This is a genomic window from Roseococcus microcysteis, from assembly GCF_014764365.1.
GTDB lineage: Bacteria > Pseudomonadota > Alphaproteobacteria > Acetobacterales > Acetobacteraceae > Roseococcus > Roseococcus microcysteis.
Window position 1 is genome coordinate 3,221,482 of the sequence record NZ_CP061718.1, and the last position, 23,161, is coordinate 3,244,642.

Annotated in this window: 25 protein-coding genes and 1 pseudogene; 18 read left to right on the top strand and 8 right to left on the bottom strand. The window is 71.3% G+C overall.

The annotated features are described in order from the left end of the window. Position 1: 1 nt before the first annotated feature. Entirely contained in the window at positions 2–664 is a 663-nt protein-coding gene (locus ICW72_RS15525) for a YggS family pyridoxal phosphate-dependent enzyme (RefSeq protein WP_191083541.1), read from the bottom strand. A gap of 3 nt (positions 665–667) precedes the next feature. Between ICW72_RS15525 and ICW72_RS15530 the strand changes: the two genes are divergently transcribed. The 3 genes from ICW72_RS15530 (at position 668) to ICW72_RS15540 (ending at position 3,399) form a co-directional block, all read left to right on the top strand. After that, the gene (locus ICW72_RS15530) at positions 668–1,234 is read left to right on the top strand and encodes a thiamine phosphate synthase (RefSeq protein ID WP_191083542.1); all 567 of its coding nucleotides are present in this window, start codon (positions 668–670) and stop codon (positions 1,232–1,234) included. A 201-nt stretch (positions 1,235–1,435) separates the two neighbouring features. Beyond that, a complete protein-coding gene (locus ICW72_RS15535) occupies positions 1,436–2,644 on the top strand; it encodes a porin (RefSeq protein ID WP_191083543.1) in 1,209 nt (402 codons plus the stop codon). 182 nt (positions 2,645–2,826) lie between these two features. Continuing rightward, a complete protein-coding gene (locus tag ICW72_RS15540) occupies positions 2,827–3,399 on the top strand; it encodes a DUF3576 domain-containing protein (RefSeq protein WP_191083544.1) in 573 nt (190 codons plus the stop codon). An 11-nt stretch (positions 3,400–3,410) separates the two neighbouring features. Here the strand turns inward: ICW72_RS15540 and ICW72_RS15545 are convergent, their stop codons facing one another. Continuing rightward, complete coding sequence (locus tag ICW72_RS15545; RefSeq protein ID WP_191083545.1) at positions 3,411–4,517, bottom strand: alpha/beta fold hydrolase; 1,107 nt, start codon at positions 4,515–4,517, stop codon at positions 3,411–3,413. Between the two features lie 79 nt (positions 4,518–4,596). On the opposite strand from ICW72_RS15545, the pseudogene leuS reads away from it, so the two are divergent. The 10 genes and pseudogenes from leuS (at position 4,597) to ICW72_RS15595 (ending at position 13,784) form a co-directional block, all read left to right on the top strand. Beyond that, positions 4,597–7,163 (top strand): annotated as a pseudogene (leuS, locus tag ICW72_RS15550) (leucine--tRNA ligase). After that, a complete protein-coding gene (lptE, locus tag ICW72_RS15555; RefSeq protein WP_191083546.1) occupies positions 7,153–7,695 on the top strand; it encodes an LPS assembly lipoprotein LptE in 543 nt (180 codons plus the stop codon). The pseudogene leuS and the gene lptE overlap by 11 nt, the downstream one beginning before the upstream one ends. 3 nt (positions 7,696–7,698) lie before the next feature. Continuing rightward, positions 7,699–8,703, top strand: coding sequence for a DNA polymerase III subunit delta (holA, locus tag ICW72_RS15560; RefSeq protein WP_191083547.1), 1,005 nt, complete (start codon positions 7,699–7,701; stop codon positions 8,701–8,703). Positions 8,704–8,928: 225 nt separating this feature from the next. Beyond that, the gene (gene rpsF / locus ICW72_RS15565; RefSeq protein WP_191083548.1) at positions 8,929–9,402 is read left to right on the top strand and encodes a 30S ribosomal protein S6; all 474 of its coding nucleotides are present in this window, start codon (positions 8,929–8,931) and stop codon (positions 9,400–9,402) included. 7 nt (positions 9,403–9,409) lie between these two features. Further along, a complete protein-coding gene (gene rpsR, locus ICW72_RS15570) occupies positions 9,410–9,688 on the top strand; it encodes a 30S ribosomal protein S18 (protein ID WP_184382518.1) in 279 nt (92 codons plus the stop codon). 46 nt (positions 9,689–9,734) lie between these two features. Next, positions 9,735–10,610 carry a DUF2232 domain-containing protein gene (locus ICW72_RS15575; RefSeq protein ID WP_191083549.1) on the top strand — a complete coding sequence of 292 codons (876 nt, stop codon included), beginning with the start codon at positions 9,735–9,737 and terminating at the stop codon, positions 10,608–10,610. 13 nt (positions 10,611–10,623) lie between these two features. Further along, the gene (gene rplI / locus ICW72_RS15580; RefSeq protein ID WP_191083550.1) at positions 10,624–11,175 is read left to right on the top strand and encodes a 50S ribosomal protein L9; all 552 of its coding nucleotides are present in this window, start codon (positions 10,624–10,626) and stop codon (positions 11,173–11,175) included. 127 nt (positions 11,176–11,302) lie between these two features. Next, a complete protein-coding gene (locus ICW72_RS15585) occupies positions 11,303–11,890 on the top strand; it encodes a LysE family translocator (protein WP_191083551.1) in 588 nt (195 codons plus the stop codon). 48 nt (positions 11,891–11,938) lie between these two features. Next, entirely contained in the window at positions 11,939–13,000 is a 1,062-nt protein-coding gene (locus ICW72_RS15590; RefSeq protein WP_191083552.1) for a glycosyltransferase family 4 protein, read from the top strand. A 115-nt stretch (positions 13,001–13,115) separates the two neighbouring features. Then, positions 13,116–13,784 (top strand): hypothetical protein, encoded by a 669-nt coding sequence (locus tag ICW72_RS15595; protein WP_191083553.1) that lies wholly within the window; start codon positions 13,116–13,118, stop codon positions 13,782–13,784. Positions 13,785–13,788: 4 nt separating this feature from the next. On the opposite strand, the gene ICW72_RS15600 is transcribed toward ICW72_RS15595, so the two are convergent. Beyond that, the gene (locus tag ICW72_RS15600; RefSeq protein ID WP_191083554.1) at positions 13,789–15,192 is read right to left on the bottom strand and encodes an amidohydrolase family protein; all 1,404 of its coding nucleotides are present in this window, start codon (positions 15,190–15,192) and stop codon (positions 13,789–13,791) included. Further along, positions 15,192–15,746 carry a histidine phosphatase family protein gene (locus tag ICW72_RS15605; RefSeq protein WP_191083555.1) on the bottom strand — a complete coding sequence of 185 codons (555 nt, stop codon included), beginning with the start codon at positions 15,744–15,746 and terminating at the stop codon, positions 15,192–15,194. Before ICW72_RS15605 ends, ICW72_RS15600 begins: the two co-directional genes overlap by 1 nt. A gap of 127 nt (positions 15,747–15,873) precedes the next feature. On the opposite strand from ICW72_RS15605, the gene ICW72_RS15610 reads away from it, so the two are divergent. Next, positions 15,874–16,542 (top strand): Tim44/TimA family putative adaptor protein, encoded by a 669-nt coding sequence (locus ICW72_RS15610; protein WP_191083556.1) that lies wholly within the window; start codon positions 15,874–15,876, stop codon positions 16,540–16,542. A 57-nt stretch (positions 16,543–16,599) separates the two neighbouring features. Here the strand turns inward: ICW72_RS15610 and ICW72_RS15615 are convergent, their stop codons facing one another. From ICW72_RS15615 to ICW72_RS15630, 4 genes are all read right to left on the bottom strand, one after another. Beyond that, the gene (locus tag ICW72_RS15615; protein WP_191083557.1) at positions 16,600–17,940 is read right to left on the bottom strand and encodes an MmgE/PrpD family protein; all 1,341 of its coding nucleotides are present in this window, start codon (positions 17,938–17,940) and stop codon (positions 16,600–16,602) included. Beyond that, positions 17,937–18,911, bottom strand: coding sequence for a hydroxyacid dehydrogenase (locus ICW72_RS15620; RefSeq protein ID WP_191083558.1), 975 nt, complete (start codon positions 18,909–18,911; stop codon positions 17,937–17,939). Before ICW72_RS15620 ends, ICW72_RS15615 begins: the two co-directional genes overlap by 4 nt. A gap of 244 nt (positions 18,912–19,155) precedes the next feature. Beyond that, complete coding sequence (locus ICW72_RS15625) at positions 19,156–19,755, bottom strand: thiamine pyrophosphate-dependent enzyme (RefSeq protein WP_191083559.1); 600 nt, start codon at positions 19,753–19,755, stop codon at positions 19,156–19,158. Between the two features lie 3 nt (positions 19,756–19,758). Next, a complete protein-coding gene (locus ICW72_RS15630) occupies positions 19,759–20,310 on the bottom strand; it encodes a phosphonopyruvate decarboxylase (protein WP_191083560.1) in 552 nt (183 codons plus the stop codon). Between the two features lie 61 nt (positions 20,311–20,371). On the opposite strand from ICW72_RS15630, the gene ICW72_RS15635 reads away from it, so the two are divergent. From ICW72_RS15635 to ICW72_RS15650, 4 genes are read left to right on the top strand one after another with little or no spacing between them, the layout of a single operon-like run. After that, on the top strand, positions 20,372–21,733 hold the full coding sequence (locus tag ICW72_RS15635) for an ethanolamine ammonia-lyase subunit EutB (protein WP_191083561.1): 1,362 nt from the start codon (positions 20,372–20,374) through the stop codon (positions 21,731–21,733). Beyond that, positions 21,730–22,422 (top strand): ethanolamine ammonia-lyase subunit EutC, encoded by a 693-nt coding sequence (gene eutC, locus ICW72_RS15640; protein WP_191083562.1) that lies wholly within the window; start codon positions 21,730–21,732, stop codon positions 22,420–22,422. The genes ICW72_RS15635 and eutC overlap by 4 nt, the downstream gene beginning before the upstream one ends. 23 nt (positions 22,423–22,445) lie before the next feature. Continuing rightward, entirely contained in the window at positions 22,446–22,913 is a 468-nt protein-coding gene (gene arfB, locus ICW72_RS15645; protein ID WP_332308927.1) for an alternative ribosome rescue aminoacyl-tRNA hydrolase ArfB, read from the top strand. Beyond that, positions 22,883–23,155, top strand: a complete 273-nt coding sequence (locus tag ICW72_RS15650) for a hypothetical protein (RefSeq protein ID WP_191083563.1) — start codon at positions 22,883–22,885, stop codon at positions 23,153–23,155. Before arfB ends, ICW72_RS15650 begins: the two co-directional genes overlap by 31 nt. The last annotated feature ends 6 nt before the right edge of the window (positions 23,156–23,161 follow it).

Consider the following 23,161-nt stretch of genomic DNA (forward strand, 5'->3'; position numbering starts at 1 on the left):
GTCAGCCCCGCGCGCCGAAGATCGCGCTGCCCACGCGGACATGGGTGGCGCCTTCGGCGATGGCGGCCTCGAAATCCCCGCTCATGCCCATGGAGAGGATGGGCAGGCCCTCCCGCGCCGCCAGCCCGGCCAGCCAGGCAAAATGCGGGCGCGGGTCGCCCTCGGCGGGGGGGATGCACATCAGGCCACGCACCGGCAAATTCCAATCCTCGCGGCAGGCGCGCAGGAAGTCGGGGGCCTCAGCACGGGAGATGCCGGCCTTCTGCGCCTCCTCGCCCACATTCACCTGCACCAGCAGGTCGGGGCGGCGGCCTTCCCTCGCCATGGCGTCGGCCAGGGCCATGGCCAGCTTCGGCCGGTCCAGGCTTTCGATCACATCGGCGATTCGCACCGCGTCCCGCGCCTTGTTGGTCTGCAGCGCGCCGATGATGTGCAGGCGCAGGCCGGGATGGCTGGCGCGCAGGGGGGGGAATTTCTCCGCCGCCTCCTGCACCCGATTCTCCCCGAAGACGAGCTGCCCCGCCGCCAGCGCCTCCACCACCGCTTCCCCCGGATGGGTCTTGGAGACGGCCACCAGCGACACGGCATCGGGGCCGCGCCCCGCGGCGATGCTGGCTTCGGCGATTCGGGCCCTGACCTGGGCGATTCTCTCTGCGATGCTCATGGCATGACCTTTATAAGGCACGCGCCGCGCCGGGGGCAGCCGCCCGCCAGGCTGCTTCTGTCCGACCCCGCCCGCCTGCCGGACCCGCGGGCGGCGGCCGCCCGCCTGCCGCCGGGTTCGGGCGTGCTGGCGCGGGATGTGGCGCCAGGGGTGCTGCCGGCACTGGCGCGGCTGTGCCGGGCGCGGGGGTTGCTGCTGCTGGTCTCGGGCGAGGGCAGGGTGGCGCTGCGACACCGCGCCGGGCTGCACCTGCCCGACCGCCGCCCCGCCCGGCACCTGCTGCCCTTCCTGGCCGCGCGCCGGGCCGGCGCGCCCTGGGCCGCGCTGTCGGTGGCGGCGCATGGGCGGGCGGGGCTGGCGCGGGGGCGGCGGCTGGGCGCGGATTTCGTTCTGCTGTCGCCCGTCTTTCCCACGCGCAGCCATCCGGGCGCGCCGTCCCTCGGGCCGTGGCGCTTCGCTGGCCTGGCCGCGCGAGCCGGGCGGCCGGTGCTGGCGCTGGGCGGCATGACGCACCGCAACGCGCGACGGGTGCCCGCGGCCGGTTTCGCGGCCATAGACGGGCTGGGCTGAGGGGCGTGTGTGTTGTTCGCGCCACAGTGTCTCGCGGAAGTCGCGCTGGGTGCATTCAACAGGTTGCCCAGGGGTAACCGGCTGAACCATAGTCCGGCGGCAGGTGAGGCCGGATCCAAGCGCATGATCTCCGTGGGGGGGCGGCGGGCGGCGGACGAACCAGTGAACCGCCGGGGCAACCTGGCACCAAGGAGGGATAATATGCGCAAGCTTCTGCTTGGCACGACCGCTGTGGTCGGTGCCGCGCTGCTGAGCACGGGTGCGTCGGCTCAGGAAGCCCCGACCGTGCGTATCGGCGGCTACATGGACTTCTCGTACACGTTCCTGAGCGACACCGCGGACCGTGGCACGCAGACCTTCAGCCCGACGGCTCGCCGTCCGCGCACCTCCGACTTCCGCTCCGACATGGAAGTCCACGTGCTGGTCAGCGGCAAGACGGCCGGCGGCATCACCTATGGTGCGCGCATCGAGTTCCAGAACGACAACATCCCGGGCTCGGGTCAGACCGCCGTCGACACCGACGAGACCTGGCTGTTCGTCAGCTCGCCCACGCTCGGCACGGTTCGCTTCGGTGACACCGACGCCGCCGCGTTCGTGATGCAGGTGCGTCCGCCCCGCTACCCCGCCTTCTACCGTCCGTCGTGGTACGTGGCGCGTCCGGGTGGCTTCAACTACGTGAACTCGGGCCTCACCGACGGCTCCGACATCACGAAGATCACCTACATGTCGCCGCAGTTCGCCGGCTTTGACTTCGGCGTGTCCTACGCGGTCAACGGCAACGAAGGCCCCCGCAACAACAACGGCACGACGACGGGTCTGATCGACCGCGACCGTCAGGGCCGCCAGAACGAGATCACGGCCGCGATCCGCTACCGTGGCAACTTCTCGGGCGTGGGCGTCGCCGCCGGCTTCGCGATGACGCATGCCGAGTCCGGTGCGAACCAGCGCGCCGCCGCGAGCCTGGTCAACGCCGGTGCCCGCAACACGATCACCTCCTACGGCGCGGGTCTGACGGCCAGCTTCCAGGGCTTCACCTTCGGTGGTGAGTACGTGTTCGGTAACTACCGTGGCGCCTCGGTCGGCACCGCGCCGACCGCGCGTGGTGCGGACATGAGCTGGCACTACCTGCTGGGCGCGTCCTACACCTTCAACCCGGTGACCATCACGGCGAACTTCGGCCAGGGCTTCCAGGACGGCCGCCGTCCGACCGCCGCGGCCACCGTGCGTGACATGCGCCACACCCATGTCGGCGTGGGCGCCAGCTACACGATCGCCCCGGGCCTGCTGGGCTACATCAGCTACGAGTACCAGCGCTTCCGCGGCTGGCCCGGCAGCAGCGTCGGCAGCGTGGCCGCCGGCGGCAACCGGACCATGCAGGCTCTGACGGTCGGCACCACCCTCTCGTTCTGATCCTTCGGGACAAGAACGGGCCGGTTGGTCCAGCAAAGGGGGCGGCGGGGAAACCCGCCGCCCTTTCTGTTTGCGGGCTTTCGCAGGACTTCCTTTTGCGCGCTTTCGCGCGACGCCCCATGGACGGCGGCCGCGGCCCTGCCCTACAAGGCCGCGTGATGATCACCACGAGGACCCGCGCCATGACGTCGCAGCCCCAGATTCCGAGCGCCCCGAGCCCGGCCGGCGGGCGCCTCCTCGCCGCCTTCGCCGCGCTCGCCCTCCTGGCAGGCTGCGGCGCCGGCCAGGTCCGCACGCCCGGCGATGACGAGTACAACGTCTCCAACCGCCGCGATGAGGCGCTGCGCCTTTCCGGCTCCGCCTCCGAGGGCATCCTGATCTTCGGCACGGACCGCACCCGCCGCGGCGGCGCCGATGCCGGCGCGGGCCCCGGCCTGGGCGTGAACGCCTTCCTCTGGCGCGCCACGCTGGACACGCTGTCCTTCATGCCGCTGGTCAGCGCCGACCCCTTCGGCGGCGTCATCATCACCGACTGGTATTCGCCCCCGCAGGCGAGCGGCGAGCGCTTCAAGGCCACCGCCTATGTGCTGGGCCGCCAGCTCCGCTCCGACGGGGTGCGGGTGCAGGTGTTCCGCCAGGTGCAGCAGGGCGGGCAGTGGGTGGACGTGCCCACCGCCTCCAGCACCAACACCGAGATGGAAGACCGCGTGCTGACCCGCGCGCGTGAGCTTCGGGTGATGTCGGCGGGGCGCTGAAGCCTCAGGCGCTAGCCGCCCCCGCAGCTTCTCCGCCGCAGCCCGCGCGGCGCGGCCGGTTCCGGCGCGCGCAGCAGCGTCAGCACGCAGGCACCATAGTCGCGGGTGAAGCGCCAGTCGCGCGCGCCGGAATGGCCGCGCGTCGGGCCGTTCGGGAACAGCGCCAGGGTGGGCGCCGCCCGCCGCGCCGCCAACCCCGCCACCGCCTGGGCCCGCGCGCCCGGGTCCGGGTCGAACTCATCACCCTCGAAGGTGATGACCAGCAGCCGCGCGGGCGAGGCGGCCATACCTGCCAGCAGCCGCTGGAAATCGGCCAGGGCATCGGCGCGGGTCTCGTTCTCCTCCACCTCGCCATGGGCGGCGGGGGCGGCGGCAATCACGGCGTCCACCAGCTCCGGCCGTTCGGCGGCGGCCATCAGCGCCTGCCAGGCCCCGCGCGATTCGCCTCCCAGCACCACCTGGCGGTAGCCCTGGGCGCGCAGCGCGGGCAGGCCGCGCACCAGGCGCGGCTGGGAGATGAACAGCGCGTCATCGCCCGGGTGGCGGTCGAAGCGCAGGATGTCGAAGCCGGCCTCGTTCAGCGCGGTGAGGAAGCCGGGCAGGGGCTTGGTGCGGAAATCCTCGTCCGGGCCGCCATAGCCATGGCCCCAGACCAGCACGCCCGCGGCCTCGGCCGGGCCGCGGTGGCGGTGGAAGGGGCTGCGCTGGAAGGGGCCCACGCCGCCGCGCTCCACGCGGATGGTGCCGCCATCGCGCAGCGCGCCGTCGGTGGCGAGCAATTGGCAGGATTGGTCCGGGGCCGCGCGCATCTGGCGCAGGCGGCGGGCGCAGGATTCCAGCGCCTCGGCCTCGGCCTCGGAAGGCGTGGCGTGGCCGGAGGACATGGCCCAGACCGCCCGCCCATCCGTGCCTTGCGCGAAGGCGAAGGCCGCGTGCGGCACGGCGCCACGATAATGCTGGGTAAAGCCGATGGCGAGGCTGGCCGTGGGCAGCCCGCCGCGCAGGATGCTCCCGGCCGAGAAGACGCGCTGGTGCGCCGCTTCCTCGTCGGCCCAGGCGGGCGCGCTCGCGGGCAGGGCCAGCAGCAGACCGAACAGGAGCGGGAGGACGGCGCGCACGGGATGACAGGTTGGGCAAACCCACGGCCGATGCAAGCGCCACATTTCCGCGCCGCGCGTTCTGCTTTATGGAAGCTCCATGCCCGATACGCCCGCCCCCGCCAGCCTCGATGCCCGCTATGATTTCCGCGCCGCCGAACCGCGCTGGCAGCGGGAATGGGATGCGGCGGGCTGCTTCCGCGTGCCCGACGTGCCGCCCGCCGATGCCCGTAAGTATTACGTGCTGGAGATGTTCCCCTACCCCTCGGGCAAGATCCACATGGGGCATGTGCGGAACTACACGCTGGGCGATGTGGTGGCGCGCTACAAGCGGGCGCGCGGCCACCTGGTGATGCACCCGATGGGCTGGGACGCCTTTGGATTGCCCGCCGAGAATGCCGCGCGCGAACGCGGCACCCATCCGGCGAAATGGACCTACGCCAACATCGCCAACATGCGCGCCGAGCTGAAGCGCATGGGGCTTTCGCTGGAGTGGGAACGCGAATTCGCCACCTGCGACCCCGAATACTACGGCCAGCAGCAGAAGCTGTTCCTGGACTTCCTGCGCGCCGGCCTGGTCGAGCGCAAGGAAAGTTGGGTCAACTGGGACCCGGTGGACAACACCGTGCTGGCCAATGAGCAGGTGATCGACGGGCGCGGTTGGCGCAGCGGCGCGGTGGTCGAGAAGAAGCTGCTGAGCCAGTGGTTCCTCTCCATCACGAAGTTCGCGCCGGACCTGCTGGAGGCGCTGAACACGCTGGACCGCTGGCCCGAGCGCGTGAAGCTGATGCAGGCCAACTGGATCGGTCGCAGCGAGGGGGCGCGGCTGAAGTTCAAGCTGTCCGAACCGGCGGATGGCGTGAGCGATGTTGAAGTTTTCACCACCCGCCCCGACACCCTCTTCGGCATGTCCTTCCTGGCCGTGGCCGCCGAGCACCCGCTGGCCGCCGCCGCCGCGGCCCGCAACCCGGACGCCGCCGCCTTCATCGCCGAATGCCGCGCCATGGGCACGAGCGAGGCCGTGATCGAACAGGCCGAGAAGCGCGGCTTCGACACCGGCTTCACCGTGATCCATCCCTTCACCGGGGAGAAGCACCCCGTCTGGATCGCCAATTTCGTTCTGATGGAATATGGCACCGGCGCCCTCTTCGGCTGCCCGGGCCATGACCAGCGCGACCATGACTTCGCGTCCAAATACGGCCTGCCCATCATCCCCGTGGTGAAGCCGAAGGATGCGGGCGCGGATTTCTCCGTGGCCAAGGCCCCCTTCACCGAGGATGGCGTGCTGGTGAACAGCCGCTTCCTCGACGGGCTGGACGTGCCGGCGGCCAAGCGCCGCGTGATCGAGGAGCTGGAAAGCCTCCAGCAGGGCCAGGGCGTGGTGAACTGGCGCCTGCGCGACTGGGGCGTCTCGCGCCAGCGCTACTGGGGCTGCCCCATCCCCGTCATCCATTGCGACGATTGCGGCGTGGTGCCCGTGCCGGCCGACCAATTGCCCGTGGTGCTGCCGGAGGATGTGGACTTCTCCAGGCCCGGCAACCCGCTGGACCACCATCCGACGTGGAAGCACGTCAACTGCCCGTCCTGCGGCAAGCCGGCCCGCCGCGAGACCGACACCTTCGACACCTTTGTGGATTCGTCCTGGTATTTCGCCCGCTTCTGCTCGCCCCGCGCCGGGGTGCCGGTGACGCCGGAGGCCGTGAACGCCTGGCTGCCGGTGGACCAGTATATCGGCGGCATCGAGCACGCGATCCTGCACCTGCTCTACAGCCGCTTCTTCACCCGCGCCATGCGCGCCGCCGGCCATGTCACGCTGGACGAACCCTTCGCGGGCCTCTTCACCCAGGGCATGGTCCAGCACGAGAGCTACAAGGGCGCGGATGGCCGCTGGCTCTACCCCGAGGAGGTGGAGAAGCGCCCCGACGGCACCGCCATCGTGAAGGGCACGAATGAGCCGGTGACGGTGGGCCGCATCGAGAGCATGTCCAAGTCCAAGCGCAACACGGTGGACCCCGGCGCCATCATTGACCGCTTCGGCGCCGATACCGCGCGCTGGTTCATCCTGAGCGACAACCCGCCCGAGCGCGACATGGAATGGTCCGAGGCGGGCGTGGCCGGGGCCAGCCGCTTCATCCACCGCGTCTGGCGCCTGGCGCAGAACCTGGACGGCGGCGCGGATGAGGGCGCGGGCAAGAAGCTGCGCCAGACGACGCACCGCACCATCGCCGCCGTGACCGAGGCGCTGGAGGGCTTCGCCTTCAACGTGGCGGTGGCCCGCATCCATGAACTCGCCAATGCCATCGCGGACGCCGGCACGGCCCCCGCGCCGCGCGGGCCGAGGCGCTGGAGGCCCTGGTGCGTCTCGCCTCACCCATGATGCCGCATCTGGCGGAGGAACTCTGGTCCACGCTGCGCCCCGGCGAGGGCCTGGTGGCGAAGCTGCCCTGGCTGGAACCCGACCCCGCGCTGCTCGCCGCCGACACGCTGACCCTGGCCGTCCAGGTGCTGGGCAAGCTGCGCGCCACCATCGAGGTGCCGGTGGACGCGACGGACGAACAGGTCTTCGCGCTGGCGGAGGCCGAACCCAATGTGATCCGCGCGCTGGACGGCAAGCCCGTCCGCAAGCGGATCCATGTGAAGGGGCGGGTGGTGAACCTTGTGGCATAGGCGCAACCTCTGGGCGCTCGGCGGCGCCACCCTCCTGGCTGGCTGCGGCTTCCGGCCGCTCTACGGCCCCGATGGCGCGCGCGGCGGCGGCGATGATTTCCGTGGCGAGCCGCGCCTGGTGCAGGAGATGGCTGCGGTGCGCGTGGCCAATATCCCGGAGCGCGGCGGGCAGCTGCTGCGGCGCATGCTGGAGCGACGCTTCGAATCCCTCAGCCCCGGCACCGCCGCGCGCTACCAGTTGCAGACGAGCTTCGGCGTGACGACCGAGGCGCTGGGCTTCCTGCGCGATGGCAACACCAGCCGCGTGCGCGTCATCGGCAGCGCGCCCTGGACGCTGACCGATGGCGGCACGCCGCCCACCGTGCTGGGGCGCGGCCTCGCGCGGACGATCGATTCCTACAACATCCCCACGCTGCAGTTCTTTGCCGCCGACATGTCGCGCGACGACACCGAGCGCCGCATGGTCGAGGAGCTGGGCGACCGCATCGTGCTGGGCGTCGCCGCCGCGCTGCGCCGGCGCCTGCAGGCCTGAGGCTTGGCGGCCAAGCTCGACGCGCGGAAGCTGCCGGCATTCCTGGCGGCCCCGCCGGCCGATTGCCGGGTGGTGCTGCTGGTGGGCGATGACGCGGGGCTGATCAGCGAGCGTGCCGCCGACCTCATCGCCGCCGCCTCGGGCGGCGATGCCCTCTGTGTCACCGAGGCGGGGCGGGAGGCGCTGAAGGATGCGGCCTTCCTCGCCAACACCGCGGCCTCCACGCCCCTGATGGGTGGCCGCCCCGCCATCCGCGTGCGCGACGCCAAGGATGGCTGGGCGGAGGCCGCGCGGCTGGCGCTGGCCGGGCCGGGGCCTGGGCTGGTGGTGATGGAAGGGTTGGGCCTGCCCGGCCGGTCCAAGCTGCGCGCCCTCGTGGCCGGCGATGCGCGCGGCCAGGTCATCGAATGCTATGCCGAGCGGGGGCGGGACCTCGCGGCCTCCATCGCCCGCATCCTGAACGAGCTGGAGGCGCGGGCCGAACCCGCCGCGCTGGACTGGCTGGCCGAGCGGGGTGGCGAGGACCGCCTGGCGCTGCGCCGCAACCTGGAGGTGCTGGCCCTGCACGCCACCCCAGGCCAGCCCATCACGCTGGAAGACGCGATGGAGGTGCTGGGCGAGGGCAGCGCGCTCGACCTCGACGAGGCGCTGCTGGCCGCGACCGAGGGCAATGTGGCCGCCGCCGACCGCGCCATCGCCAACGCCTTCGCCGAGGGCGCCAACCCGGTGCAGGTGCTGCGCGCGGCGCTGCGCCATGTGCAGCGGCTGCATCAGGCGGCGCTGGCCGTGCAGGGGGGCGCTTCGCCCGACGAGGCGCTGGGCGCGCTGCGCCCCCCGGTGTTCTGGCGGAACAAGCCCGCGATGGAACGCGCGCTGCGCCGCTGGCCCGCCGCGCGGCTGGAGGCGCTGGGCGCCGCCCTGCTGCGCGCCGAGCGCCAGTCCAAGACCACCGGCCTGCCCGACGAGGTGATCGCGCGGCAGGTGGTGCTGGGGATGGCGCGGCGGTAACGCCGTTTCGGCGACTGATTCACCGCTCCGGCGATGCCGCCTCCGCGGATCAGGCGCCGGCCCCGCGCCGGCGCGGGGCACCCCCGCGCGATTCCCCCTTGATCGCCGGGGGTGGCTGTGGTTCATGCGCCCCACCCTGCCGCCGGCGTTGGCACGCCCGCGGCTATGCCCGTTTGCGCGCCCCGATCCCCGGGGCTCAGGGCTGAGCATCCAGAGGGAGATCCCATGCCACTCTACGAATGCGTGTTCATCGCGCGCAACGACATCACCCAGCAGCAGGTCGAGGCGATCGCCGACCAGATGGCCGAAGTGCTCACCGAGCAGGGCGGCGAGGTGAAGAAGCGCGAATACTGGGGCCTGCGCGGCCTCGCCTATCGCATCAAGAAGAACCGCAAGGGCCATTACATGCTGCTGGGCCTCGACTGCCCGGCGCCGGCCATGCAGGAGATCGAGCGCCAGCTCGGCCTGAACGAGGATGTGCTGCGCGAGATGACCATCCGCGTGGAAGCCATCACCGAGGAGCCCTCGGCCGTGCTGGCCAAGCGCGCCGACGACCGTGACCGTGAGCGCGGCTTCCGCGGGCCCAAGCCCGCCGGCCGCTTCACCTCCGGCCGCGGCCGCGCCGGTGGCGACGATCGCGAGGAATTCCGGGCCCGTCCGCGCGACGAGATGGACCCCTCCATGAACGACGAGATGTGAGGACGCCATGAGCGAGTCCGCCGAACCCAACATCGCCGCCCGCCGCCCCGCCGTGGGCGCCCGCCGGCCCTTCTATCGCCGCAAGAAGTCCTGCCCCTTCTCCGGCGCCAACGCGCCGAAGATCGACTACAAGGATGTGCGCCTCCTTTCCCGCTTCCTGAGCGAGCGCGGGAAGATCGTGCCCAGCCGCATCACGGCGGTCAGTGGCAAGAAGCAGCGTGAGCTGGCCCAGGCCATCAAGCGCGCCCGCTTCCTGGCCCTGCTGCCCTACGTCATCAACGACTGACGCAGGAAAGGCCGGCGGCGTGAGCGGCTCCTCGGGACAGGGTGGCATGTTCAGCCAGCCATGGGCACTGGCCGCGGGTGCGGCCGGGCTGCTCTCGGCGCTGTTCGCCCTGTTCGCGATGCGCGGCATGCCGTTCGGCGGGCTGCTGATGTGGGTGGCGCCGCTGCCCATCCTGGCCGCGGGGGCCGCCTTTGGCGGCCGCGTGGCGGGGGCGGCGACGGGGCTTGCGGCCATGGTGGTGCTGCTGGGCAGTTCGCTGCTCGGCATGGGCATGTACCTCGTGATGTTCGGCCTGCCGGCCGCGCTCATCGCCATCACGGCGCTGCCGCCCGGCACGGGGCGCATGGTGCTGTCCACGCCGCTGGCGCTGCTGGGGCTCTGGCCCACGGCGGTGCTGCTGCTGGTGGCCCTCTTCGTCACCGACCTCGAGGGCGCCATGCGCTCCGCGGTCGAGATGGGCGTGACCCGCATGGGCGTGGACATGCCCGAGGCGATGATGGACCAGGTGGCGCGCGTGAAGGCGGCCGCGGCGGGGCTCTGGCTCGCGCTGCTGCTGCTGGGCAACGGGCTGCTGGCGCAGCGCTTCGTCGAGCGGCGGGGGCTGGCCATCGCCTCCCTGCCGCCGGTGGACGATCTGCGCCTGCCCGGCTGGTACGCGCCGCTGCCCCTGGTGGCCCTGGTGCTCTGGACCGTCTCGGACGGGGTGCTGGCGCTGTCGGCGCTGCTGCTCCTGCTGCTGCCCTTCTTCCTGCTGGGCGTGCTGGGGGTGCATCGGCGGCTGCGGAACCGTCCCGGCCGGCGCGCCTTCCTGACCGGCTTTTACCTGCTGATGCTGCTCTTCCTGCAGCTCATGGCCCCGCTGATGGTCGGCGTGGGCCTCTTCGACCAATTCCGGCGGCGCCCGACGCCGCCCAACCCGTGATGTGAGGCGTGCGATGATTGACCTGATTCTGATGCAGCGCGTGGACAAGCTCGGCCAGATGGGCGAGCTGGTGAAGGTGAAGCCCGGCTACGCGCGCAACTTCCTCCTGCCCCAGGGCAAGGCGATCCGTGCCACCAAGGCGAACATCGCCAAGTTCGAGGTGGAGCGCGCCCAGCTCGAGGCGCTGAACATCAAGCGCCGCGAGGAAGCCGAGCGCATCGCGGAGCGCATGGAGGGTCTCTCCGTCGTCCTCATCCGCTCGGCGGGTGAGAGCGGCGGCCTCTACGGCTCCGTCTCCGCGCGCGACATCGCCGATGGCTGCACGGCCGGCGGCCTGACCGTCTCGCGCAGCCAGGTGCTGCTGGAGCAGCCCATCAAGACGCTGGGCCTGACCACGGTGAAGGTGGAGCTGCACCCCGAGGTGCACCTGCCCATCATCGTGAACGTCGCCCGCAGCCCGGAAGAGGCCGAGCGCCAGGCCCGCGGCGAGGAGATCGAGCGCGAGGAGGAGATCACCCTCGAGGCCGAGCTGGTGGCCGAGCTGGGCGCCGCCGCGCGCGACTGATCGCGGTCTGTGAATTCGGAAGGGGGGAGGCTTCGGCCTCCCCTTTTTCATGCGCGCCCTTTTTCATGCGCCGACGTGATGTGTCAGTCTTGTTGACCTAAATCCCGCCGCCGCGTCATGCTGCGGCATGGACAGCCTGCTGGCCCTCATCGCCTTCGCCATCGCGACTTCGGCCACGCCGGGGCCGAACACGCTGATGGTCTCGGCGGCCGCGGCGCGGTCCGGGCTGCGGGCGGTGGTGCCGCACATGCTGGGCATCACGCTGGGCTTCCCGGCCATGCTGGTCGCCATCGCGGCCGGGCTGGGCTGGCCCTTCCAGCGCTTCCCCTGGCTGCACCCGGCCTTGCAGGTGGTGGGCGCCACCTGGCTCGTCTGGCTGGCCTGGAAGATCGCCCAGGCGCCCCCGCCCGATGGAAGGCCGGCGGCGCCACCCCTGGGCTTCTGGGGCGCGGCCGCCTTCCAATGGGTGAACCCCAAGGCCTGGATGATCGCACTGGCCGCCGTGCCGGCCTTCACCCGGCCGGAGGCGCCGCTGCTGCCCCAGGCGCTGGGCATGGCGGCGGTGTTCGCCCTGGTCTCCCTGCCCTGCCTGCTGATCTGGGCCGGGGTGGGGCTGGGCGCGCGACGCTTCCTGGCCACGCCGGCCCGCCTGCGGGCCTTCAACCGCGTGATGGCCGTGCTGCTGGTGCTGAGCCTGGTGCCGGCTTTTCTCTGACCTCCAGGTTGCGGGACGCCCCCCGGCAGGGCATAGCGGCGCGTCCCGATGTACTTCCCCTCCATCCTGCCCACGCTGCTGCTGGCGCCCGTCCTCGTCCTCGTCTCGGCGGTCGCGGTGCGGGCCATGATCGCGCGGCCCATCCTGGACCACCCCGAGGCGCGCAAGATGCACGACCGCCCCACGCCCAAGGGCGGGGGGGTGGGGCCGGTGCTGGCCTTCGTGCTGGGCATGCTGGTGCTGTTCCACATCATGCCGGCCAACCCCATGGCCGATGCGCGCTATGTCGGCGTCATCCTGGCCGCGGTGGCCATCGCGGGCGTGGCGCTGGCCGATGACGTGCGGGATTTCCGCTTCCTGGTGAAGCTGGCCGCGCAGACCCTGGCCGCGCTGGTGGCGCTGGGGGCGGGGCTGGTGCTGCACACCCTCTCCCTGCCGGTGATCGGCCCGCTGCCGCTGGGCGTGCTGGGCCTGGCCATCACGCTGTTCTGGATCGTGGGCTGCACCAATGCCGTGAACTTCATGGACGGCATGGATGGGCTGGTGGGCGGCGTGGTGGTCATCGCCTGCGCCGCGCTGGCCGCCATCGCGGCCTTGCAGGGCGGATGGTTCATCCATGCGGCCGCGCTGTTCCTGCTGGCGGGCTTCCTGGGCTTCCTGCCCTACAACCTCCACCCCGCGCGCATCTTCATGGGCGATGTGGGCAGCCAGTTCGCGGGCTTCATGCTGGCGGTGCTGGCGGTGGCCGCGGCCGGGCTGGAGAGCAGCCAGGTCAGCTTCCTCATCGTGCCGCTGCTGCTGTTCGGCCTGTTGTGGGACGCCGCCTTCACCCTGGCCCGCCGCGCCCTGATGGGCGAGGCCGTGGCGGAGCCGCACCGCAGCCACCTCTACCAGGTGGCGACCGCGACGGGCCTCTCGGTATGGCAGGTGGTGGCCACGCATTGGGGCTTCGCCCTGTTCCACGCCGGGCTGGCCTTCCTCTTCCTGCGCCTGGGGCCGGAGCTGAAGCCCTACATCGTCCTGCCCGCGCTGGCGGTGCAGCTGGTCTGGACGGGCTATGTTCTGGCGCGGATGCGCCGCACCGGCACGCGCTTCCGCCGGCCGGGCTGAGCCCTGGCCGCCAAGATAATCCCATGCGGCGGCCTCAACCTGGTGTAGGCATTCGCATCCGACCGGCAACCAGGCCCCCCGGCCAGGCCAGGCGCGGCGGCAGCGGAGGCCAGCCATGGGCGCAGTCTGCGGGATCACCCACTACATCCTCACCCACGAAGAATGGGCCGAGCTCGACGACGAGCTGACCGGCCTCGACGTCATGCTGCGCCGGGGCGGGACCTTCACCCTCTCCCCCGGGCAATGCTTCACCCTGACCGGCCTGCGGGGCGACATCCACGAATTGCTGAACGGCTCGAAGGCGGCGAAGGGCATCGTGCTGCAACTGGAGCGCGGGCGCCGGATCGGCGTGGGCTTCCGCAACGAGAGCATGGCCCATGTCGTGGCCCGCAGCGCCAAGGCCTTCGCCAAGGCGGTGCCCGGCACCATCGGCGTCACCACGGCGCGCACGCTGACCATCCCGCTGGCGCCCTTCTTCCGGCGCGGCCTGGTGGTGGGCAACCCGTTGCAGGCCATCGAGGCGCCCATGCGGATGGCCAACCAGAAATCGGACCGGCAGGTGCTGCTGCAGATCTACCCGATGGACAGCGGCGACCACCCCCACGAGGTGTTCCATTACGACGAGCACAGCATCACCCTGCGCGAGGTCTTCGACGACCTCCTCGGCGAGGGCCTGCTGCGGGAGGGCCCCTCCGCCTGGCGCCAGGGGGTGCACCCGGCGCGCGGCCTGAAATGGCGCATCAAGTTCCGCCGCAAGGGCAAGGAGGGAGGCGTGAACTTCTGAGGCGTCAGCCGCGGCGGATACGCCCCCAGCCCGGCTCCTCCAGCGTGAGCGCCTCCAGCCCCGATTGGCGCAGCATGGCGGCGGTGGCGGATTCGGCCTCGGCCACGATGCCGGCGGGGTCGAGGTGCGGCACGCGGCGCGCCTCCATCAGCACGCGGCCCTCCACCACCACGTCGCGCACATCGGCCCCGGTGGCGAAGTGGATGACGCGGGAAACGGGCATGTTGGCTGGCGCCATGTGCGGGGCGGTGAGGTCCACCGTGATCACATCCGCGCGCTTGCCGGGTTCCAGGCTGCCGACCTCATCCTCCATGCCGAGCGCGCGGGCGGCGTCAATCGTCATCATCTCCAGGATGCGGCCCGGCGGCAGCAGCCTGTCGTCGCGGGCGTGCTGCTGGGCGTAGCGCATGGCGGCGAAGCCGTGGCGCAGCATGTCGCCGCTGCGGTCGGGCGCGGTGCCATCGCTGCCGATGACGACGTTCACCCCCGCCTCCAGCATCCGCACCACGGGGCAGAAGCCGCGCACGGCGGCGATGGCCGTCGGGTTGTGAACCACATGGGCGCCGGTGCGGGCGAGCGTCTCGATGTCCGCATCGGTCAGGTCCACGCAGTGCGAGAGGAAGGCGTCCGGCCCCAGCAGCCCGAACATCCCATCCGCCATGGCGATGGAGCCGTTGCGGTGCCCGTCCTGGTGGAAGCGGGCGCCGAAGCGGGCGCCCAGCGCGCGGACCGCCTCGCCCTGGGCACGGATCTCGGCCACCTTCGCGGCGTCGTGCTGCGCCTCGCGATAGACGGGCATCAGCGTGCAGAGCCGCATCAGCCCCTTCCCGTGCAGCCGCTCGAAGAGCAGGCCCATGACCTCCAGCTGTTCCGTGAAGGACACGTCGCGCTCGTCATAGCGGCGGGGGAAGGGCGGGCGGGTGGGGCCCACGGCCATCACTTCGCGGATGCCGATCTCCGCGATGGCCTGGGCCCGCGCCTCGCCGGCCGCGGGGCTGTCCACGCGCATGATGGAATCGCCGCCGCCCAGCAGGGAGACGCCGGTGGTGACGCCGGCCATGAGGCGTTCCAGCCCCGCCAGCCGCGCCTCCGCCGCCCAGAAGGAGGGCGGCGAGGCCGTGGTGTAGATGACGCGGCAGGCTTCCATCCAGGCCGCGCTGTCGCCATTGCCCATGGTCTTGACCAGCCCATGCCCGGCATGGGCGTGGCTGTCCACGAAGCCGGGCAGGATGGCCTTGCCGCGCGCGTCCAGCACGCGCGTAGGGGAGGGGACGGCGGCCTCCACCTCGGCGCGGGGGCCCACGGCCGTGATGCGCCCGCCCTGGATGGCCACCGCGCCATCGGGGATGACGCGGCGCGTGGGGTCCAGCGTGACCACCACGCCGCCGGTGACGAGGAGCGTGTCCATCAATGCCTCCAGACCACGGTCTCGGGCGCGCCGGCCGTGGGGTCGGCCTCGATCATCTGCCCGTTCATGACCGATTGCCCGGTGAAGGCCAGGATGAAGCCCCAGTGGGACACCACCAGGGTGTGCGCCCAGTCGTCCAGGGCCGCCATCTCGGCGCGGAACAGGGCGGCGCGGGCCAGCACCTGGTCCTCCGGCTCCTCGATGGGGGGCCACCAGATCTCCTCGATCGCGTGGAAACCCACCGTGGGCCAGTCGCGTTGGAGGTGGCTGACGGGCGTGCCCACGTCGCAGGTGAAGGCGTAGCGTTCGCGCACCGTGGGCGTGACCGTCAGTGGCAGCCCCAGCGCCCGCGCCACCGGCGTCGCGGTCTGCAAGGCGCGGGTATAGGGCGAGGTGATGACGCGGCGGATGTCGCGCTTGGCCAATTCCTCGGCCGCGCGTTCCGCCTGTTCATGGCCCAGCGGGGTCAGCTTCGGGTCTATGATGCCGGGGTCGCGGCGCGTCTGGGTGAAGAGAAGGTTGAACTCGCTCTGGCCGTGGCGCAGGAAGATCATGTCTCGGCTCATTCCCCTGGGATGGGTTCCGGGGTAGCGGCGGCGCGGCTGGCGGGCAAGTGAGCCGAGTGGGACATTGCGGCCACGCCACGTCATGCCTAAGTAGGCGGTTCCAGAGGAGGTCCCGATGCAGGGCGGTTTCCCGATTGATCTGATCCTCTTCGCCATGGTGGCTGCCTTCCTGGTGCTGCGCCTGCGCAGCGTGCTGGGCAAGCGCACCGGCTATGAGCGGCCGCCGCAGCAGCCCCAGGGCGTGCAGGGCCCCACGGCCCGTGCCGAGGGCGTGGCGGAGGAGATCATGCCCGCGCAGCGCAGCAACACGCGCCGCGTGATCCCGGATGTGCGTTCGCCCACCGGCGCGGCCTTGGCGCGCATTGCCAGCGCGGACCCGCAATTCGACCCGAACACCTTCCTGGACGGTGCCGAGGGCGCCTTCGGCATGATCGTGGCCGCCTTCGCCCAGGGCGACCGCGAGACGCTGCGCAACCTGCTCTCCGACGACACCTATGCCGGCTTCGAGGGCGCCATCACGGCGCGCGAGCAGGCGGGTGAGCGCCAGCGCACCGAAATCCGCTCCATGCACGAGATGGTGGTGGAAGGCGCGGAGCTGCGCGGCACGGTCGCCGATGTGACGGTGCGCTTCATCTCCGACCAGGTGAACATGACCACGGGCCGCGATGGCGAGATCGTGGCGGGTTCCGACGCCATCACCGAGGTGATCGACATCTGGACCTTCCAGCGCGACATCGCGACCGATGACCCGGCCTGGCGCTTGGTGGCCACCCGCTCGGGCTGAGCCGCCCGAGGCCCATGAACAGCCCCGCGCCGGATCGCCCGGCGCGGGGCTTTTTTGTCAGCGCAGCGCGACGAGGCCGGGCAGCGCGGACCCTTTCCAGAGCGATTCCAGCAGCGAAGCCGCGGCCTCCGCCCCGGTCTCCGGCGCCACCAGCTCCAGGAATTTTTCCGACAGGTCCTGGTCGGTCAGCGGCGCGTCCGGGTCGCCCTTGCGGGTGGGCTGGAACTGATACAGCTCCCGCCCGTCGCGCAGCCGGATGGTCACCTTGGCGCTGCGCTGGGCGGGGAAGGCGGCCTCGCACTCCGCGTCCTGGCTGACGGTGATGCGGGGCATCACGGCGCGGATGGCGGGGTCCGACAGGCGGGCCTCGTCGAAGGCGGAGAGCCGCACCGCCCCATGCAGCAGCATGGTCGCCACCGTGAACTGGGTGGAGAAGCGGCATTCCTGCTCGGTCCGCGCCTCGGGCCGGTCGCAGACATTCTTCGTCGCCGCATAGCCCGCGACATGCACGCCCGCCACGTCATCCGCCGTGAAGCCATGGGCGCGCTGCAATTCCCGCACCGCATCCAGCGCCGCGAAGATATGCCCGCAGCAGCCATGGTTCTTGATGGTCATTTCCGTGATGGCGAGCGGCTTGCCGATCAGTGAGAGCGGCTTGTCCCACTTGCCCGTGTCCTCGCTGGTGGCGGCGGCGAAGCCCGCCTCGCCATGCAGCACGTCCAGCGCGCCGGTCATGCCCTCGCGCGCCGCCATGGCGGCGAGTGCCCCGGCTTCCGCCGCATGGCCCGGGTGCAGCGGCTTGCTCATCCCATCGCCGCGGAAGGCCTGTTGCAGCCCGCCCGCCATGGTGGCGGCGGTGGCGATGGCATGGGCCGTCTGCCCGGCATCACAGTCCAGCAGCACGGCGACCGCGGCGGCGGCCCCGAAGGTGCCGACCGTGCCGGTGGTGTGCCAGTAGTCGTAATGCGAGGGCTGCACCGCCTGGGCGATGCGGCAGGAGACCTCATAGCCTGCCGTCATGGCGCGCAGCAGCGCCGCCATATCCGTGCCGCGCGACTGCGCCGCCGCCAGCGCCGCCGCGATGGTCGGGCAGCCGGGGTGATAGACGCCCCAGCGCCAGATGTCGTCGAACTCCACGATATGGCTGGCCGTGCCGTTGATGAGTGCCGCGTGGCGCAGCCCGGTCCGCGCGCCATCGGTGTAGCTGACGGCCTGGCCCGTGCCGCGTTCGGCGGCCAGCGCCCGCGCCATGGGCGTGGCCGGCTCCTTGCGCGCGCCGGCCAGCACGCAGGCGAACCAGTCGATCAGCGCGCGGCGGGCGTGGCGGTCGAGGTCGGCGTCCAGCGGGGCCGTGCGCCAGGACGCCGCGTGCTCCGCCAGGACGAGAAGCGGGTTCACCGGTTCCCCCGCAGCACTTCCTTGTTGATGACCATGTCCTCGTCCAGCTCGCCCTTGAAATGGCCGATGATGGAGGACACCGCCGACAGCCCCATCCGCCGCATGCCCTGGTCCGTCCCCGCCGCCGAATGCGGCGTCGCGATCACGTTGGGCGCGTTCAGCAGCGGGTTGGAGGCCTTCACCGGCTCCTCCCAGAACACGTCCACGCCGGCGGCCCCCACCTGGCCGGTGCGGAGTGCGGCGGCCAGCGCCTCCTCCTGCACCAGGGTTCCCCGCGCGGTGTTGATGAAGCGCGCGCCAGGCTTCATCGCCGCCAGGAATTCCGCGTTCACCATGCCGCGATTCTGCGCGTTGGACGGGCAATGCATCGTCACCCAATCCGCCTGCGCCAGGCCTTCCTGCAGGGTCTTGGCATAGCGGAAGCCGGCGCCCTTCACCGTGTTCATCGGGATCGCCGGGTCATGCACCAGCACATCCATCCCGAAGGCGTGGCACAGCCGCGCCACCCGCCCGCCGATGCGGCCGAAGCCCACCACCAGCACCGTCATGCCCGACAAATCATAGGCCTGGGGCGCGTCAATGGTGCTCCATTTCTCCGCGCGGGTGTTGATGTCGAAGGTCTTGAGCTGCTTCGCGATGTTCAGCATCAGCATCATCGCGTGCTCGGCCACCGAGAGCGCGTTGGCATCGGCCGTGACCGTCAGGGGAATGCCGCGCTTCGTCAGCTCCGGCACGTCCACCGCGTCATAGCCCACGCCATGCCGCGCCACGATGGACAGCTTGGGCGAGATGTCCAGGAATTCCGCGTTGATCGGCGTCGCGCGCACGATGATCGCATCCGCCCGCGCCATCACGCCCGGCAGGTTGTCCTTGTTGGGATTCAGCAGCGTCTCGACCGTGTAGCCGGGCTCGGCCTCCAGCCGCGCGAGCGCATCAGCATGGACAGGACGCAGGAGAACGACATGGGGCATCAGGGGCCTCTCGGTGTGGCGATGTGGGGGGCGGGCACCCCGGGGAGGACGCCGTCCTCCCCGGACCCCACCTGCCAAGGGCCAGTGGGCCCTTGGAACCATTGAGTTTTGTTGGGTTTCGGGAGGGGGTTTAACCCCCTCCCGAAACCCAACCAAGCTGAACGAGGTCCAGGAGCCCACCGGCTCCTGGCGGGGTGGGTTCGGGAGGGGCGGCGCCCCTCCCGAGGTACCGCCCCCACATGGCTCACGCGAGGTGCGCCTGCGGCCCCATGAGGTGTTCCCGCATCCTGGCCTGCAGGATGGCGCCTTCGCGGGGCGGCAGGACGAGGGGCTTGTTGCCCGCATCCACCTTCACCACGCCGAAGAAGGGGCCGTCGCCTTCGCGGGCGGCCTTGACCAGGGCGGGCACGTCGCCGGCCTCGGTGACGAGCATGGTGTGCTTGAGGCCCGCCCCGCGCGCCATGGTGGCGAGGTCCGTGCCGTGGCGCGTCGCCGTCTCCTGCATGCCTGTCTCGCCGTAGTGTTCATTGTCCTGGACGACGATGGCGAGGTTCTTCGGCGCCTGGTGCGCGATGGTGGCGAGGCTGCCGATGCCCATCAGCATCTCGCCATCGCCGGTCAGCACCAGCACGCGGCGGCTGGGTTGGGCCAAAGCAAGGCCAAGGCCGATCATCGCCGCCCCGCCCATGCCGCCCCAGAGCGGCAGGTTCTGCGGGCTGTCGCCGATGGCCGTGATGTCCCAGGCCGGCGCGCCGAGGCCCGCGATGACCAGCATGCCGCCACGGTCTTGCAGCAGGGCGCGGGTGAGTTCGCGCCGGTCGATCTTCCCCGAGGGTGCGAGCATGGCTCAGTCCTTCCCGAAGGTCTTGGCGCCCAGCACCCGCTGGCCGATCAGCGTGGCGGTGGGGCGGAAGGTGTTGAAGGCGAGCTTGAGGGAGGCTTCCACGGTGGGCAGCACATCCTCCGCGCGGTCGGCGCGGTGGACGAGGGTGCCCATGGCCTCCAGCACCGCCTGGGTCGCCTGGCCCATGGCGACCTGCGCCGGGTTGAACTCGCCGAAATCGCCGCGCATCGTCACGATCATCGGCATGGGTGTGCGATGGATGGAGGACAGGGAGAGCATGTTGATGCAGTTCCCCACGCCCGAGGACTGCATGAGCATCACCGAGCGCTCGCCGCCCAGCCAGGCGCCCTGCATGAGGGCGATGCCCTCCTCCTCGGTGGTGAGCGTCACCACGCGGAGTTCGTTGTCGGCGAGGCAGCGCTTGATCAGGCGCGAATGTCCCGCATCCGGCACCAGCGCCACCTGGCGGATTGAATACTGCTTGAGCAGCGCATAGATGCCATCGGGCCAATCGGCCTGGGCATCGGGCGCGGTCTCGACCGTGCTGTGACTCATGAACGTCCTCCGTTGGCGGGGAGTTTCCGGCCCGCGCGGGGATCTGGCAAGCGGGGCGGGCATGGCATTCCGGCAGAGCGTGGCGGGCACCCAATACGTGTTCGAGGATCTGCGGACGCTGCTGGCCCGCGCCACGCCCTTCCGCTCGGGCGATGCGCTGGCCGGTGTCGCGGCGCAAAGCGGGGCCGAGCGGGTGGCCGCGCAGCGGGCGCTGGCCGATGTGCCGCTGAAGCATTTTCTCCATGAGGCGGTGATCCCGTATGAGGCGGATGACGTCACGCGCCTCATCATGGATGGGCATGATCCCAACGGTTTCGCGCCCATCGCGCATCTGACGGTGGGCGGTTTCCGCGACTGGCTGCTGGCCGCCCCGCCCGAGGCGCTGCCGCCCATCCGGCGCGGGATCACGCCCGAGATGGCGGCGGCCGTCTCCAAGATCATGCGCCTGTCCGACCTGGTCACGGTGGCGGCGAAGTGCCGCGTGGTGACGCGCTTCCGCAACACCATCGGGCTGCCGGGCACCCTCTCCATCCGCCTCCAGCCCAACGACCCGACCGATGACGCGCGCGGCGTGGCCGCCGCCGTGCTGGACGGACTGCTGCTGGGCGCGGGCGATGCCGTGATCGGCGTGAACCCCGCCACCGACAACGTGACCCAGGTGATGACGCTGCTGGAGATGCTCGAAGGGGTCCGCACCCGCTTTGACATCCCGACGCAAAGCTGCGTGCTGTGCCATGTGACGACCGCGCTGCTGGCCATGGAACGCGGCGCGCCGACCGACCTGGTGTTCCAGTCCATCGGCGGCACCCAGGGCGTGAATGAGAGCTTCGGCGTGACGCTGCCTTTGCTGGCCGAGGCGCAATCCGCCGCGCTGGCGTTGCAACGCGGCACGGTCGGCCAGAACGTGATGTATTTCGAGACGGGCCAGGGCAGCGCGCTCTCGGCCAATGCCCATCACGGCGTGGACCAGCAGACCCTCGAGGCCCGCGCCTATGCGGTGGCCCGCGCCTTCGACCCGCTGCTGGTGAATTCCGTGGTGGGCTTCATCGGCCCCGAATACCTCTTCGACGGCAAGCAGATCGCGCGCGCGGGGCTGGAGGATCATTTCTGCGGCAAGCTGCTCGGCCTGCCGATGGGCGTGGATGTCTGCTACACCAACCACGCCGAGGCCGACCAGGACGACATGGACGCGCTGCTCATCAACCTGGCCGTGGCGGGCGTCACCTACATCATGGGCGTGCCGGGGGCGGATGACGTGATGCTGGCCTACCAATCCACCAGCTTCCACGACGGACTCACGGCGCGCGCTTTGCTGGGCAAGACGCCCGCGCCCGAATTCGCGGCCTGGCTGGAGCGGATGGGCATTGGCGACGGCGCGCGCATTCCCGAACGCATGGCGCCGGCGCTGATCGGCCTGTCATGACGTTGGTCCCGACCCACAGCCTGCGCCGCTTCACCTCCGCCCGCGTGGCGTTGGGCCGCGCCGGCACCTCCCTGCCCACGGCGGCGCATCTGGATTTCCAGGAGGCGCATGCCGCCGCGCGCGACGCCGTCTGGTCCGCGCTGGACCCTGACGCGCTGGGCCTCGACGCGCCCGTGGTGCAAAGCGAGGCGCGCGACCGGCGCGAATACCTGCTGCGCCCCGACCTCGGCCGCCGCCTGCGCGCGGAGGACCGCGCCCGCCTGTCCAGGACGGGCGGCGTGGTGGTCGTGGTGGCGGACGGGTTGTGCGCCACCGGCGTGCAATCCCAGGCCGCCCCGCTGCTGCGCGCCCTGGGCGCGGATTGGCCCGTTGTCGTGGCGCTGCAAGCTCGCGTGGCCCTGGGCGATGACATCGCCCACGTCATGGGTGCGGAGGCCGTGGTGGTCATGATCGGCGAAAGGCCCGGCCTCTCGGCGCAGGACAGCGTGGGCCTCTACCTCACCTGGGCGCCCCGCCCCGGCCGCTCCGATGCCGAGCGCAACTGCATCAGCAACATCCGCCCCGGCGGGCTGTCCCACGCCGATGCCGCGGCCAAGCTGCACTGGCTGCTGCGCGGCGCCCGCGCGCTGGGTGCCTCTGGCGTGGCGCTGAAGGACGACATGCCCGCCCAGAACCGGTTGGCACCCTGATGCGCGTCACCATAGACCCCGCCTTGGTCGAGGAGGATTTCCTCCGGTCCTCCGGCCCTGGCGGGCAGAACGTCAACAAGCTCGAAACCGCCGTCCAGCTCCGCTACAACGCCGCCGCCGCGAACCTGTCCGAGCGGGTGATGATGCGCCTCACCACATTGGCCGGCCGCCGCATGACCAAGGACGGCGTGGTGGTGCTCACCGCCCAGCGCCACCGCCTGCGCGAGCGCAACCGCGAGGACGCGATGCAACGCCTCCAGGCCCTGCTGGACGAGGCCGCCGCACCCCCGCCCCCATCCGCCGCGCCACCAAGCCCACGCGCGGCTCCCAGCAGCGGCGGATGGACAGCAAGACGAAGCGCGGCACCACCAAGCGGCTGCGGGGCTCACCTCCATCGGAATGACGCAGCCTTCACCCCCGGCCCATGGGGGGGTGAAGCGCCAAGGCGCATATATTCCCCATGCGGTCCATTCTGGCTCTCTTCTCGTTGATGGTGCCGTTGCTTGCCTCGTCGGAGCACGCGCCGGCGGCCAGTGGCGCGGTCCGCGTCACCACCATCACCCCGGAATACTGCGCCACCCTCTACGAGCGCCTCGCCGGCCTGCCGGGCGCCGAGGCCGAAGCGCCGCGCGCCATGGCCGAGGAAGGCCGCCGCCTCTGCGCCGAAGGCCAGGTGCGCATCGGCATCGCCTGGCTGCGCCGCGCCCTTCGCATCGCGTCGGGGCTGGAGTAGCGGCCG